11 protein-coding genes are annotated in these 14,554 nt (G+C 61.7%); 10 read left to right on the top strand and 1 reads right to left on the bottom strand.

The window, feature by feature from the left end:
- The first annotated feature begins 26 nt into the window (after window positions 1-26).
- From IAE34_RS03335 to glmS, 4 genes are all read left to right on the top strand, one after another.
- Window positions 27-446, top strand: coding sequence for a F0F1 ATP synthase subunit epsilon (locus IAE34_RS03335; RefSeq protein ID WP_200137435.1), 420 nt, complete (start codon window positions 27-29; stop codon window positions 444-446).
- A gap of 120 nt (window positions 447-566) precedes the next feature.
- Complete coding sequence (gene glmU / locus IAE34_RS03330; RefSeq protein ID WP_200137434.1) at window positions 567-1,934, top strand: bifunctional UDP-N-acetylglucosamine diphosphorylase/glucosamine-1-phosphate N-acetyltransferase GlmU; 1,368 nt, start codon at window positions 567-569, stop codon at window positions 1,932-1,934.
- A 255-nt stretch (window positions 1,935-2,189) separates the two neighbouring features.
- Complete coding sequence (locus tag IAE34_RS03325) at window positions 2,190-2,966, top strand: DeoR/GlpR family DNA-binding transcription regulator (protein WP_200137433.1); 777 nt, start codon at window positions 2,190-2,192, stop codon at window positions 2,964-2,966.
- Between the two features lie 2 nt (window positions 2,967-2,968).
- The gene (glmS, locus tag IAE34_RS03320; RefSeq protein ID WP_200137432.1) at window positions 2,969-4,804 is read left to right on the top strand and encodes a glutamine--fructose-6-phosphate transaminase (isomerizing); all 1,836 of its coding nucleotides are present in this window, start codon (window positions 2,969-2,971) and stop codon (window positions 4,802-4,804) included.
- Window positions 4,805-5,115: 311 nt separating this feature from the next.
- Here the strand turns inward: glmS and IAE34_RS03315 are convergent, their stop codons facing one another.
- A complete protein-coding gene (locus IAE34_RS03315) occupies window positions 5,116-6,009 on the bottom strand; it encodes a LysR family transcriptional regulator (RefSeq protein WP_200137431.1) in 894 nt (297 codons plus the stop codon).
- 133 nt (window positions 6,010-6,142) lie between these two features.
- Here IAE34_RS03315 and IAE34_RS03310 point away from each other — a divergent pair, with 133 nt between their 5' ends.
- The 6 genes from IAE34_RS03310 (at window position 6,143) to IAE34_RS03285 (ending at window position 14,529) form a co-directional block, all read left to right on the top strand.
- Complete coding sequence (locus tag IAE34_RS03310; protein ID WP_200137430.1) at window positions 6,143-7,351, top strand: MFS transporter; 1,209 nt, start codon at window positions 6,143-6,145, stop codon at window positions 7,349-7,351.
- A gap of 66 nt (window positions 7,352-7,417) precedes the next feature.
- A complete protein-coding gene (locus IAE34_RS03305) occupies window positions 7,418-8,524 on the top strand; it encodes an alpha/beta hydrolase (protein ID WP_200137429.1) in 1,107 nt (368 codons plus the stop codon).
- 95 nt (window positions 8,525-8,619) lie between these two features.
- Window positions 8,620-9,609, top strand: a complete 990-nt coding sequence (locus tag IAE34_RS03300) for an aldo/keto reductase (RefSeq protein ID WP_200137428.1) — start codon at window positions 8,620-8,622, stop codon at window positions 9,607-9,609.
- A 349-nt stretch (window positions 9,610-9,958) separates the two neighbouring features.
- On the top strand, window positions 9,959-10,459 hold the full coding sequence (locus IAE34_RS03295; protein WP_200137427.1) for a sigma-70 family RNA polymerase sigma factor: 501 nt from the start codon (window positions 9,959-9,961) through the stop codon (window positions 10,457-10,459).
- A gap of 88 nt (window positions 10,460-10,547) precedes the next feature.
- On the top strand, window positions 10,548-11,531 hold the full coding sequence (locus IAE34_RS03290; RefSeq protein ID WP_200137426.1) for a FecR family protein: 984 nt from the start codon (window positions 10,548-10,550) through the stop codon (window positions 11,529-11,531).
- A 169-nt stretch (window positions 11,532-11,700) separates the two neighbouring features.
- The gene (locus IAE34_RS03285) at window positions 11,701-14,529 is read left to right on the top strand and encodes a TonB-dependent receptor (RefSeq protein ID WP_200137425.1); all 2,829 of its coding nucleotides are present in this window, start codon (window positions 11,701-11,703) and stop codon (window positions 14,527-14,529) included.
- Window positions 14,530-14,554 lie beyond the last annotated feature (25 nt).

Genomic DNA, 14,554 nt, shown 5'->3' with positions numbered 1-14,554 from the left:
GGCGCTAATCAGGTTGAGGCAAGCAGATGGCTATGACAGTCCATTGCGATATCGTCAGCGCGGAAGGAGAGATCTTCTCCGGTCTGGTCGAGATGGTAGTAGCGCACGGCAACCTGGGCGATCTGGGTATCGCACCAGGCCACGCGCCGCTGATCACCAATCTCAAGCCGGGTCCGATCACGCTGACCAAGCAGGGTGGCACTCAAGAGGTGTACTACATCTCCGGTGGCTTCCTCGAAGTGCAGCCGAACATGGTCAAGGTTCTGGCCGACACCGTGCAACGTGCTGCCGACCTGGACGAAGCTCAGGCTCAGGCCGCCCTCAAGGCTGCCGAGAACGCACTGAACACCAAAGGCTCGGACTTCGACTACGGCGCTGCTGCCGCACGTCTGGCCGAGGCCGCGGCTCAGCTGCGTACTGTCCAGCAAATGCGCAGAGGCAAGTGATCGGCTTGGCCGGTCATCTGCATCGCGATTGAGTTAAAGGGTAGCCTCGGCTACCCTTTTTCTTTTCCCGAATTTTCCCCTCGGTCACATCCCTGACCGCCCAGGATTGGTAGCCAGTCAATGTCCCTCGATATCGTTATTCTTGCCGCAGGCCAAGGCACCCGCATGCGCTCGGCGCTGCCCAAGGTGCTGCACCCGGTGGCCGGCAACTCCATGCTCGGTCATGTTATCCACAGCGCCCGGCAGCTCGAGCCCAATGGCATTCATGTGGTGATCGGCCACGGCGCCGAGCGTGTACGCGAGTGTCTGGCGGCGGACGACCTGAACTTCGTCATGCAGGACAAACAGCTGGGCACCGGTCACGCTGTGGCCCAGGCGCTGCCGGCCATCACCGCCGACACCGTGCTGGTGCTGTACGGCGATGTTCCGCTGATCGAGGTGGAAACGCTGCAACGGCTGCTGGCCAGGGTGAGCGAGCGTCAACTGGGGCTGTTGACCGTGAACCTGGACGATCCCACCGGTTACGGGCGTATCGTGCGCGACGCCCAAGGCCAGGTCACCGCCATCGTCGAGCACAAGGATGCCAGTGACGCCCAGAAGGCCATTCAGGAGGGTAACACCGGTATCCTCGCCATGCCGGCCGCGCGCCTGGCCGACTGGATGGGACGCCTGTCCAACGACAACGCCCAGGGCGAGTACTACCTTACCGACGTCATCGCCATGGCCGTGGCGGACGGACTGGTGGTGGCCACGGAGCAGCCGCATCATGCCATGGAAGTGCAGGGCGCCAACGACCGTCGCCAACTGTCCGAGCTCGAGCGTCACTATCAGTTGCGCGAGGGGCGGCGTCTCATGGCCCAGGGCGTGACCTTGCGCGATCCGGCCCGCTTCGACGTGCGCGGCGAGGTAACTGTAGGCCGCGATGTGCTGATCGACATCAACGTTGTCCTGGAGGGCAAGGTGGTCATCGAGGACGATGTGCAGATCGGTCCGAACTGCGTGATCAGCAACAGCACCTTGCGCAAGGGCGTGGTCGTCAAGGCCAACAGCCATATCGAAGGCGCCGTGATGGGCGAGGGCAGCGATGCCGGTCCGTTCGCCCGCCTGCGCCCCGGCAGCGTGCTGGAGGCCAAGGCCCATGTGGGTAACTTCGTCGAGTTGAAGAACGCGCACCTGGGCGAAGGTGCCAAGGCCGGTCACTTGAGCTACCTGGGCGACGCGCAGGTTGGCGCCCGCACCAACATCGGAGCGGGAACCATCACCTGCAACTACGATGGTGCCAACAAGTTCATGACGGTGCTGGGGGAGGACGTGTTCATCGGGTCTAACAATTCACTGGTGGCCCCTGTGCAAGTCAGCGATGGCGCCACCACTGCGGCCGGTTCGACCATCACTCAATCGGTCGAGCCGGCTCAGCTGGCGGTCGGTCGGGCGCGCCAGCGCAACATCGATGGATGGAAGCGACCCGTGAAGATCAAGAAATACTGAGTTATCAACAGCTAAGTTATCCACAGGCCGACTGATGCGAATCAGTCGGCTTTTTCATGGTGTGTGGATAAGTGCCCGGACACAGGCGCGTTTCTCAACATTCAAGTTATCCACTGCCCGGCACTTTGCGAAGCTGGGCTGGACTCGCACTGATGATCGGCAGCAGAAGCTTGAGCCCTAACTCTCACTTGACGAACAGCCACAGTTAGGTTTTGATTGCGCAAATTATCTTTCGAATCGAAACTTAAAAGATCCATGTCGAAACGAAATACGCCTCAACGTCGTCATAACATCCTGGCGCTGCTCGCCGAGCAGGGCGAGGTGAGTGTGGACGCCCTGGCCAAGCGATTCGAGACTTCCGAGGTGACCATCCGCAAGGACCTGGCCGCTCTGGAAACCAATGGCCTGCTGTTGCGTCGCTACGGCGGCGCCGTCCCCGTTCCCCAGGAAATGTTCGTCGGCGTCACCCACCCGGTATCCAGCTACAAGAGAGCCATCGCTTGTGCGGCGGTGGCCGGCATCCGCGAACATGCGCGCATCATCATCGACAGCGGCAGCACCACGGCGGCGATGATTGCCGAACTCGGACGCCACCCAGGCCTGGTGGTGATGACCAACTCGCTGAACGTGGCCCGCGCCATCAGTGAGCTGGAGCATGAGCCGGTGCTGCTGATGACCGGCGGTACCTGGGACCCGCATTCCGAATCCTTCCAGGGGCAGGTCGCCGAACAGGTCCTGCGCTCCTACGATTTCGACCAGTTGTTCATCGGTGCCGATGGCATCGACCTGAACCGCGGCACCACCACCTTCAACGAGCTGCTCGGCCTCAGCCGCGTCATGGCCGAGGTGGCCCGGGAAGTGATCGTGATGGTCGAGTCGGACAAGGTCGGGCGCAAGATTCCCAACCTCGAGCTGCCGTGGAGCAGCGTCACCACCCTCATTACAGACGAGCGCCTGCCCCAGTCGGCACGCGACGACATTCAAGCCCGCGGCATCAACCTGATCTGCGCCGCGATCAGCCAGGAGCAATGACCATGTGTGGAATCGTCGGTGCAGTCGCCGAGCGTAACATCACCTCCATCCTCATCGAAGGCCTCAAGCGTCTCGAGTACCGCGGTTACGATAGCGCTGGCCTGGTAGTTATCACGGCCGAGGGTCAGCTGGACCGTCGCCGGCGGATCGGCAAGGTGGCCGAACTGGAGGCGGCGGTGAACGCCGAGCCGCTCAACGGTCACCTGGGCATCGCCCACACCCGCTGGGCCACCCACGGTGCCCCGACCGAGCACAACGCCCACCCGCATTTCTCCGGCCAGGAAGTGGCAGTGGTGCATAACGGCATCATCGAGAACCACGAAGCCTTGCGCGAGGAGCTCAAGGAGCTGGGCTATGTGTTCGCGTCGCAGACCGACACCGAAGTGATCGTGCACCTGATCCATCACACCCTCAAGCAGATCCCCGACCTGACCGAGGCCTTCAAGGCCGTGGTCAAGCGCCTGCACGGTGCCTACGGCCTGTCGGTGATCAGCGCCAAGCAACCGGATCGCCTGGTCGCCGCCCGCAGTGGTAGCCCGCTCGTGATCGGCCTGGGTCACGGTGAGAACTTCCTGGCCTCCGACCAGTTGGCCCTGCGCCAGGTCACCGACCGCTTCATGTACCTCGAAGAGGGCGACATCGCCGAGATCCGTCGCGACCAGGTGAGCATCTGGGACCAGGCCGGCACTCCCGTGCAGCGCGAGACCGTGCAATATCACGAAGGCGCCGAAGCGGCCGACAAGGGTCACTACCGCCACTTCATGCTCAAGGAAATCCACGAGCAGCCCTCGGTCGTCCAGCGCACCCTGGAAGGGCGCCTGGGCAAGGATCAGGTCATGGTCCAGGCCTTCGGCCCGCAGGCCGCCGAGCTGTTCGCCAAAGTGCGCAACGTGCAGATCGTCGCCTGTGGCACCAGCTACCATGCCGGCATGGTCGCCCGTTACTGGCTCGAAAGCCTGGCTGGTATCCCGTGCCAGGTAGAGGTGGCCAGTGAATTCCGCTACCGCAAGGTAGTGGTGCAGCCCGACACCCTGTTCGTGTCGATCTCCCAATCCGGCGAGACCGCCGACACCCTGGCCGCACTGCGCAACGCCAAGGAGCTGGGTTTCCTCGGCAGCCTGGCGATCTGCAACGTCGGTATCAGCTCGCTGGTACGAGAATCGGACCTCACCCTGCTGACCCTGGCGGGTCCGGAAATCGGCGTGGCGTCCACCAAGGCGTTCACCACCCAGCTGGTCTCACTGATGCTCCTGACCCTGGCCCTGGGCAAAGTGCGTGGCACCCTGGACGCCGCTGTAGAAGCCGAGCTGGTCGAGGAACTGCGCCGCCTGCCAGCCCGCCTGGGCGAAGCCCTGGCCATGGACGCCGTGGTGGAGAAGACCGCTGAACTGTTCGCCGACAAGCACCACACCCTGTTCCTCGGCCGCGGCGCCCAGTACCCGGTCGCGATGGAAGGCGCGCTCAAGCTCAAGGAAATTTCCTATATCCACGCCGAGGCCTACCCGGCTGGCGAACTCAAGCACGGCCCGTTGGCGCTGGTGGATGCCGACATGCCGGTGGTGACCGTCGCCCCGAACAACGAACTGCTGGAGAAGCTCAAGTCCAACCTGCAGGAAGTGCGCGCCCGCGGCGGTGAGCTGGTGGTGTTCGCCGACGAGAACGCGGGCATGAGCAACGGCGAAGGCACCCACGTGATCAAGGTGCCGCACATCATCGATGCCCTGGCGCCGATCCTCTACACCATCCCGTTGCAGTTGCTGTCGTACTATGTGGCAGTGCTGAAGGGGACCGATGTGGACCAGCCGCGTAATCTGGCGAAGTCGGTGACGGTGGAGTGAAGGGTTGTTTGGGTATGTAATGGTTGTGTTGTTACATTAAGATTCAGACATTACATCAGAGTTTGACACAGCCCAATATAGCTCGAGACAAGCCCTAGACCCCCGTGTTCACGGGGGTCTTCATCTCCAGGCCTTCCTTGCTCGATCCTCAGGACTCAAAGCAGCCATCATGGATGCTCCTGCAGAGAGCCGAAACCTGCCTCCCAGGCTTGGTGAAATCAACCCACGTCCCTCAGTTGAACCCTGTGTCGCGGGAAGAGCGGCTATTCAGGTTTCGCTTTCCTGATGACTGATCCATAAATGAAATTGTGTTATCTCGGAACTCGTAACGCCTCCAGTACCAAAGAGAATGCTGGGGATGGCTGTCTTCGGCTTGGGTAGTACAGGTAATACCCTGGAAAGGCAGGGCACCACTCCTCTAAAACGCGTACCAGGCTACCGTTCTCAATGTGAGGCGCGAATTCTTCCTCAGGCAACCAGGCGACCCCCAGCCCCGCCAACGCGGCGTCCACGACGTTGGGGGACGTGTTGAACACCAATTGTCCTTCGACCCGGACGTTGACTTGCTTGTCTTTGCGCTGAAAGTCCCAGACATACAGTCCACCCCCGGACTGCATGCGCATGTTGATGCAGTTATGACCGAGTAAGTCATTCGGTTTGCGTGGCTTTGGGTGCACGCGGAAGTATGCGGGTGAAGCGACGACGGCCATGCGCAATGGCGGACCAATGGGCATCGCGATCATGTCCTTATCGATGGTGTCACCCAGACGCACGCCGGCATCGAAGCGATCGGCCACGATATCGCGGAAACCGTAGTTGATGTCGAATTCCAGCTTGATGTCTGGATACTCGAAAAGCAGCGACGTAAGTTTGGGCAGCAGCAATGTCCTCTGGATATGATCTCCGCAAGTGATCCGGACCGTACCCGTGGGCTTGTCGCGCAACGCAGACAACTCATCCAGCTCAGCCTCGATCTCATCGAACCGATTGCCGATTGCATTGAGCAAGCGTTCACCCGCTGCCGTGAGCGCGACGCTGCGAGTGGTGCGAGTGAGCAACCGTATTTTCAGGCGCGCTTCAAGCCCACTGATCGCCTGGCTCAGGGCGGATTGAGTGAAACCTAACTGTGCTGCGGCGCGGGTGAAGGTACCTTCACGCGCGACAGTCACGAATGATAGGAGATCATTGAGGTTACGTTTGAACATGACCTTAGTCTGGCACGAATGATTTATTAGTGAAGCTAATAACCCTGTTCAGTATTGATTAGCTAGTCGCCCACCATCGCATGCCTGAACATTCAGGGCTTCGCGGAGCGATCCGCAAACGCTAGGGCATGCAATGACTGTCAGTACTCTCAATCCCAACCGTGAGTCCTCTGCCCAATCCAGCTCCTGGGGTGGGGTTTTAGCGATATCCGTGTGCGCATTTGCGTTGGTCGCTTCCGAATTCTTGCCGGTTAGCCTGCTGACCCCTATTTCCAACGACCTCGGCATTACCGAAGGCATGGCAGGTCAGGGCATCGCTATTTCTGGGGCGTTCGCGGTGATCACCAGCCTGTTCATTTCTTCGCTGGCTGGCAGCTTAGACCGTAAGCAACTGCTGCTGTGGCTGACGACAGCCATGGGGGTATCCGGCGCAATTGTCGCGCTGGCATCTTCTTATTGGGTCTACATGCTGGGCCGGGCATTGATCGGAGTCGTGATCGGCGGATTCTGGTCAATGTCAGCAGCTACGGCCATGCGCTTGGTTTCCAGTCGCGACGTGCCCCGGGCACTGGCGCTGGTGAACGGTGGTAACGCACTCGCTACGGTGGTTGCTGCCCCGCTGGGTGCCTGGCTGGGCACGCTCATAGGTTGGCGTGGAGCCTTTCTCTGTCTTGTGCCGATTGCCCTGGCGGCACTTGCCTGGCAATGGAAAACCTTGCCGCCCATGCCGGTTACCGCGCCCGCATCGGGGAAGGCCAATGTGTTCAAGGTCTTCGCGCTGCTCAAACGTCCCGCAGTGCCGGTTGGCATGCTGGCGAGCAGCTTGCTGTTCATGGGGCAGTTCGCCTTGTTCACCTACGTTCGACCGTTCCTGGAGAGCGTGACGGATGTGCACGGCGCTGGAATTTCCTTCGTCCTGCTTGTGATCGGCACTGCTGGCTTCATCGGCACCCTTGTTATTGGCCGAGTTCTCCAGCACCGCTTCTACGAGACGCTGACGGTCATTCCGTTCGTGATGTGCCTGATTGCCACCACCTTGGTGGCACTCGGGGACCAGTTGGTCATTGTCATCGCCCTGCTCGGGCTTTGGGGACTGACCGGTACCTCGGCACCAGTGGGTTGGTGGGCGTGGATTGCCAGGGTCTTCCCCAACGATGCGGAAGCAGGGGGAGGCCTTTTCGTCGCCGTTGTCCAGCTGTCCATTGCCTTGGGTTCCACGCTGGGCGGGCTCTTGTTCGACCAACGAGGCTTTGAGAGTGCTTTCCTGATGAGCGCCACAGTCTTGCTGGTTTCGGCGGTCTTGACCCTTGTCACAGCACGTTCGACTAACTCGGCCCGTTAACGCAGCCAACAAGAGGGGCGTGGCCGGTCATCGCTCTTTGCAAGCACAGAATCTCAGGAGAACGCCATGAACATCCCGCAACGCAAGCCTCACCAGCGCAGCAATTGGCTTTTGCCAATGCTAGGACTCGCGGCCGCGCTGATGGCGCTATTTGGCTGCCAAGCCAATACCCCTGCCAACTCCGCAACCAACCCTGGAGCCAAGACAATGCAATTGCAGTTGACGCAGGAATGGGACAAGACTTTCCCGCAGAGTGCAAAGGTCGATCATCGCAAAGTCACCTTCACCAATCGCTACGGCATCACGCTCGCGGCCGACGTCTACGTCCCCAAGCAGCGCCCCCATGCGCGCCTGCCGGCGGTGGTCGTCAGCGGTCCGTTCGGCGCGGTCAAGGAGCAGTCTTCTGGGCTGTATGCACAAATCTTGGCTGAACGCGGCTTTGTCACGCTGGCGTTCGACCCATCGTACACCGGAGAAAGTGGTGGTCAGCCGCGCAATGTGGCATCCCCCGACATCAATACCGAGGACTTCAGCGCCGCCGTGGACGCTATTGGCTTGCTGCCGGAGGTCGATCGCCAGCGCATCGGTATCATCGGTATTTGCGGATGGGGCGGCATGGCACTCAACGCTGCGGCTGTAGACAAGCGAGTCAAAGCCGTGGTGACCAGCACCATGTATGACATGACGCGACTAATGTCCAAGGGCTACAACGACAGCGTGACACTCGAGCAGCGTACGCAAACGCTGGAGCGACTCAGTCAGCAGCGCTGGGTCGATGCTCAAGGCGGTGCGCCCGGCTATCAGCCACCCTATAACAAGCTCGAGGGCGGTGAGGCACAGTTTCTCGTTGACTACCACGATTACTACATGACGCCCCGCGGCTACCATCCACGGGCTGTCAACTCCGGTAATGCCTGGACGGTGACGACACCGCTGTCATTCATGAACATGCCGCTGCTGACCTATATCAAGGAAATCTCGCCGCGCCCCATCCTCTTCATCCACGGGGAAAAAGCCCATTCGCGTTACTTCAGCGAGACCGCATTCGCGGCGGCCGAGGAACCCAAAGAGCTCTTGATCGTTCGCGGGGCAAGCCACGTCGATTTGTATGACCGCACTGACAAAATTCCTTTTGATCGTATTGCCAGGTTCTTCGACGACAACCTGAAGTGACAGGTACGACGGCCGCGTAAGCGCTCTTGTCGACAGTGCCAACGAACGCCTGATCAGAATTCTCCAAACTTGCGAAGTCACAGGAGTTAAAGGCAGTGAAATATTCAAATCTGGGCCGAACCGGCCTCAAGGTCAGCCGCATCGGGCTTGGCACCATGAACTTCGGCGAGCTGACCGACGAAAAGACCAGCTTTGCAATCATGAGTGAGGCTATTGACGCCGGCATCAACTTCTTCGACACCGCCGATGTGTACGGCGGGCCGCAGTCACCGGACATGGCCAGGGGTTATGGCACCTCCGAAGAGATCATCGGTAACTGGCTTGCTCAGGACCCGTCGCGACGCGACAAGATCGTGCTTGCGACGAAAGTGTACCAGCCCATGAATACGGGTCCCAACGACAAGTACCTGTCGGCCTATCACATACGTCGTGCCTGCGAAGCCAGTCTTCGGCGTCTGAAAACTGACCATATCGACCTTTACCAGATGCACCATGTTGACCGTGCTACGCCTTGGGAAGAAGTCTGGCAGGCAATGGAGCAGTTGATCCGTGAAGGCAAGATCACCTACGTCGGCAGCAGCAACTTCGCCGGCTGGGACATCGCCACCGCCCAGTGCATGGCCGGTGCGCGCAACCTGTTGGGGCTTGCCTCGGAGCAAAGCCTGTACAACCTCACCCAACGCACTCTTGAGCTTGAAGTGATCCCGGCGCTGCGTCACTTCGGGATCGGGCTGATCCCTTGGAGCCCGATCGGTATGGGGCTACTGGGTGGCGTCCTGCGCAAGATCGCTGGAGGCCGTCGAGCGACGCCTCACTTGCAGCAGAGGATCGAGCTGCTCCGACCGCAACTTGAGGCCTATGAAGCGCTATGCGACGAGTTGGGCGCCGCGCCGGCTGATGTGGCACTCGCCTGGCTCCTTCAAAACCCAGTGGTAACCGCAGCGCTCAGTGGACCTCGGACTGCCGAGCAATTGCGCGAGAATCTCAAGGCACTTGAGCTGAAACTCTCGGCTTCCACCCTGTCGAGGCTGGACACGATCTGGCCCGGCCCAGGCGGCGAAGCACCTCAGGCGTATGCCTGGTAGAGGTGGAGCCGAGGGGCGGAGTGTCAGCAGATTCAAGGTCAAATTTGGCATCCTGGCATGGGAAGGTTGTTACTGCCTCCTGCCCCGACCACGCATCGGGGTAGGAGATTTTGAAAAGTTCTGGCGCGCGCCTTAGTCGATCTCACTCCGCTTCCGGCTGAGCACGCTCCTGACGTCACCACTTCCTCCTACCGGGAAGCGTCCGGGTGTACCTCGCCCGACCGCTTCACTCGATACCGCTGGTCATCCGTCCAGCGGCCACCAAACGCCTTGGTCACCGTGTAACACTTGATAATGATTCTTGGTCGCGTATACCATCCTCGCCCTCGTAATCTTCGGTTACCGTGCTGTGACGGACGACAAGCTCCAGCTCTACCTGGCTCATCGAGCGGCGTTGCTCGATTATGCGTCGCCGATCGTGGGCTGCCGGGCCCGCGCCGAAGACGTGGTGCAGGAAGCTTGGCTACGCTTCAGCCGTCATGACGACAGTACTGAAATCTGCCACCCAGCCAGTTATCTCTATCGAATCGTGCGCAACCTGGCGCTCGACCATACCCGCCGCATGGCCACTGAAAAGGCCCAGCCCGGTGGCGACGAGCTACTCGCCGAACTGCCCTCCAGCACTGCCTCACCCGAGACCACCGTCACCCAGCAGAACGAGCTCGCGGCCATCGGCCGTGCCCTCGAAACCTTGCCCGCGCGTACCCGGCTGGCGTTCGAGATGCACCGCCTGGGTGGCTTCACCCTGCAGCAGGTGGCGGCGCACCTGAATGTGTCGGTGAGCCTGGTGCATCAATTGGTCCACGACGCCTTGCGCCATTGCATGGCCCATCTGGAGGACGAGCAGTGAAAAAACCTGCGGCTGGCGCGTCCTTTGCTGAACGGGCCGACTCTGTGCGACCCTTCGCGCCCTTGAGCCCCATGGAGATTCGCCGGACATGACGTCAGCAGACCGCATATCCAGCCACCGCGACGAGGCGCTGGACTGGCTCCTGCGCATCCAGCAGGCCCCGCACGATGTGCAACTGCGTGCCGAGCTGGCACAGTGGTGCGCCAGCGACGTGGCCAATGCCCACGCCTATGGCAAGGCCGAGCGGCTCTGGCGACTGACTGGCCAGCTGGCGCCTGCCACCGTCGAGCAATGGCCCGAGCCGCCTGCCATGGCGGCGGCGGTGCCGCTCCAGCTTCCGACGAGAAAGCCACGGCGCGCGCGTCGCTGGTGGCTCGGGGCCGCGGTGGCGGCGTGTCTGCTGGTGGCCGTGGCGCCAGCGCTGAGCCTGCGCCTGCAGGCCGACTACCGCACCGCCCAGGGCGAGACGCGAGATGTCACGCTGGCCGACGGCAGCGTGGTGCAACTGGACAGCGACACGGCCATCAGCGTGGACTACTCGGGTGGCCACCGCGACGTGCGCCTGCTCGGTGGCCAGGCGTTCTTCGAAGTCGTGCCCAACAAGGCCAAGCCGTTCCATGTGCGCGCGGACCAAGTGCGGGTGACGGTCACTGGCACCGCGTTCAACGTCCAGCTGCAGCCGGACAGGGTGGGGGTGGACGTGCAGCATGGCTCGGTACGGGTCGAAGATACCGGCAATGACCAGGTACTGTCTGGCGCGCTCACGGCCGGGCAGCGGCTGCGCTACGCCGATGGCGTCGCGCAGGTGCAAGCCTTCGCGCCTTCCCAGGCGGCCGCCTGGCGACAGGGGCAGTTGATCGCCGACGATCAACGTGTCGCCGAACTGGTGCAGGAGCTGGCGCGGTATCTGCCAGGCCTGGTGGTGCTGCGGGACGAGGCCTTGGGTGACCAGCGTGTCACGGGGGTCTACGACCTGCGCAAGCCTCAGGCCGCGCTGCGCGCGATGCTCCGGCCCCATGGCGGTGAAGTGCACAGCTATGGGCCCTGGCTTGTGGTTCTGAGCAAGCCGTGACACCCCTCGCGGTCATTGCGCCACAGCCTTTTAACGACCCCAGCAAAATAATTTCAGAATTTTCTGAAAATTCCTCGAACTGCCCCGTCTTCTCCCCCGCGCGCAACAACTGATATCGATTCGTATTCAATTTTACGACCCGGCGCTCGTCCGGGGGTGGGGATGTGGCATGACTCAAACAACAATCCGCAAGCCGCGCAGCGCGCGGGATTGGTCGTTGCGCCTGAAATACGCCTTGGGCAGCGGCGCGCTGGGCCTGGGTTGCCTGCTGCCGATGGCGATGTCGTGGGCCGCCGACGCACCCGCGCAGTTGTCGCAGGTGCACGCGTTCGCTATCCCGGCGCAGCAGTTGGCCGCCGCGCTGATCGCCTTCGGTCAGCAGAGCGGGCTGCAGGTCAGTGCCGATGCGCAACTGCTCGAAGGTGCCAACGGCAACCCGGTGCGTGGCCACTTCAGCAGCGAGGCCGCACTGTCTCGTCTGCTTTCAGGCAGCGGCCTGACCTGGGACGCGGACGGTGACGGAGTCAGCCTGCGTCTGCTGCACAGCGAAGCCGCTGCCGGCCCGATGGAGCTGCACGATACTTTGGTGCTGGGCGACACCGAAGGCAATGGCTACCTCGGCGCCACGGTCATCAGCAACGATGCCATCCGTGCCTTCCCCGGGGCCAACGGCGACATCACCACGCTGTTGCAGATGCACCCCAGCGTGCAGTTCTCCGGGTCGCAGAAAAGCTCCAGCACGCCAGGCGAGATCGACCCGGCCGACATCAGCATCAATGGCGCCAAGTTCTACCAGAACAACTTCATGATCGACGGCATCTCGATCAACAACGACCTCGACCCCGGGGCCCATGGCTACAGCGAGAACCGCCAGTTCGACGCCGCGCCCAGCAACCCCCATGGCATCGCCCTGGACGCCGACCTGCTGCAGGAAGTGAAGGTCTACGACAGCAACGTGCCGGCCGAGTACGGCGGCTTCAATGGCGGCGTGATCGATGCCATCACCCGGCGTCCGAGCAAGGATCTTCACGGCAAGTTCTCCTATGGACTCAGTCGCTCCGAATGGACGCGCTACCACATCACCGAGCAGGACCAGGAGAGCTTCGAGAATTCGTCCTCGGAGCAGTACCAGCCAGAGTTCGAGAAAACCACGCTGCGCGGCATGCTCGAAGGCCACCTGACCGATGATTTCGGCGCGATCCTGAGCTTTTCCCAGCGCCGTTCGGTGATCCCGCTCAACCTCTACGACAACGGTTACGCAAGCCCCAATGCCGACAGCCGCCAGGATCAGACCCGGCAGCTGGACAACTACATGCTCAAGACCTACTGGGACGTCAACGATCGGCTGACCCTGGAAAGCTCTTTCATCCAGGCGCCCCAGGAGAACGTGTTCTTTCGCCAGAACTTCCTGAACTCCCAGTTCACCAACAAGAATGGTGGCTGGCAGGGTTCGCTGAAGGCGATCTGGGAGGGTGACCAGGCACGCTGGACCCATACCCTGGCGCTGACCAACCTGTACAGTTCGCGCGAGTCGGACGAGACGGATACCGTGCTCTGGTACTACTCCGCGGCCAAGAACTGGGGCAACCCCAGCAGTAACACGTCCCGCAGCGGGGAGGGCGCGTTCGGCAATCTCGACCAGACCCAGCGCGGCATCGACTACACCCTCAAGGGCGAGTGGCAGGCTTTCGAGTTCGCCGGCATCAGCCATGGATTCACCACGGGTATTGAGCTTTCGCAGCAGCGTGCCACCTGGGAGCGCGAGAAAACCGGGCAGGGCGTCTCAGTGTTCAAGCGCGACAATGGCACCGGCTGTGCCGGCAGTGACCCCTGGTGCTCCGTCAGCCCTCTGCTCAACGGTAGCACCCGCCAGTGGGGCAGCACCCGCACCCAGTACAATGCGGGCAAGATCGACCTCACGGAAAATGCCTACGCGTTCTTCATCGACGACCAGATGCAGATCGGCAAGCTCAGCCTGCGTCCGGGCTTGCGCTTCGAGGGCGACGACTACATGAAGCAGAAGACCGTGTCGCCGCGCTTTGCCGGTGACTACGACTTCTTCGGCGACCGCAGTACCGTGCTGGTGTTCGGCGCCAACCGTTACTACGGGCGCAACCTGTTCAAGTACCGCCTCGCCGACGGCCGCCAGGGCTTGAACACCACCTATACCCGCACCACCCAGAACGGCGCATGGGTAGGGCGCCAGACGCTCAATACCAACCGCTTCTCGGACATGGACATTCCTTACGACGACGAGTTGATGCTGGGGCTGGAGCAGCGCTGGCTGGACACTGACTTCCGTCTGAAATACGTGCACCGCAAGGGCAACGATCAGGTGGTGCGCACATCGTCGCGCACGCTCGGCCTCGACCCAGTCGATGGCTACCAGAGCATCTACTACACCTATGTCAACGCCGGTGCCAGCGAGAGCGACAACGTCTCCCTGACGATCACCCCGAGCCAGTCGTGGCGCGTACTGGGCAGCGTCACCAGCCTGCAGCTGGCGCTGGACTGGTCACGCAGCAAGAACGCCTACAGCACCTACGAAAGCGGCTTCAGCGAAGCGGAATACGCCGACGACGACGTGATCTATGACGGCAGCCGCCTGGCCTACAGTGAGCTGCCGGCCAGCGACTTCAACCGCCCCTGGACCGCGCGGCTGACCACCATCACCGAAATTCCCAGCTGGCACCTGAGCATCAGCAACTTCCTGCGCTATCGCGGTGCGTACAAGCAGATCATCGATACCGGACTCTACCAGGACGTCGACGGCGAATCCCTGCGGGTCTACGACACGGCGTCGGTGGCTGCGGCGCCGACCTGGGACATGCGCGTCAAATGGGAAATCCCCACGGCCCGGGAGCAGGCGCTGTTCGTGGCCGTGGATGTGACCAACGTCACCGACAAGGTCAACCCGATCGTCAGCAACAGCAGCACCGCCCGCACCACCTACGAGATCGGCCGCCAGTACTGGCTGGAAGTCGGCTACCGGTTCTGACACCTCCTACAAAAAACCGTGGAAA

The sequence above is a fragment of the Pseudomonas sp. S30 genome (assembly GCF_016518545.1).
In the GTDB taxonomy this organism is placed as follows: Bacteria; Pseudomonadota; Gammaproteobacteria; order Pseudomonadales; family Pseudomonadaceae; genus Aquipseudomonas.
This window is presented reverse-complemented; position numbering and strand designations above follow the sequence as displayed.

Coding starts and splice junctions, on each gene's coding strand:
- IAE34_RS03310 (WP_200137430.1), top strand. CDS start 6,143: ATGACTGTCAGTACTCTCAATCCCAACCGTGAGTCCTCTGCCCAATCC.
- IAE34_RS03335 (WP_200137435.1), top strand. CDS start 27: ATGGCTATGACAGTCCATTGCGATATCGTCAGCGCGGAAGGAGAGATC.
- IAE34_RS03290 (WP_200137426.1), top strand. CDS start 10,548: ATGACGTCAGCAGACCGCATATCCAGCCACCGCGACGAGGCGCTGGAC.
- IAE34_RS03315 (WP_200137431.1), bottom strand. CDS start 6,009: ATGTTCAAACGTAACCTCAATGATCTCCTATCATTCGTGACTGTCGCG.
- IAE34_RS03285 (WP_200137425.1), top strand. CDS start 11,701: ATGACTCAAACAACAATCCGCAAGCCGCGCAGCGCGCGGGATTGGTCG.
- glmU (WP_200137434.1), top strand. CDS start 567: ATGTCCCTCGATATCGTTATTCTTGCCGCAGGCCAAGGCACCCGCATG.
- IAE34_RS03305 (WP_200137429.1), top strand. CDS start 7,418: ATGAACATCCCGCAACGCAAGCCTCACCAGCGCAGCAATTGGCTTTTG.
- glmS (WP_200137432.1), top strand. CDS start 2,969: ATGTGTGGAATCGTCGGTGCAGTCGCCGAGCGTAACATCACCTCCATC.
- IAE34_RS03325 (WP_200137433.1), top strand. CDS start 2,190: ATGTCGAAACGAAATACGCCTCAACGTCGTCATAACATCCTGGCGCTG.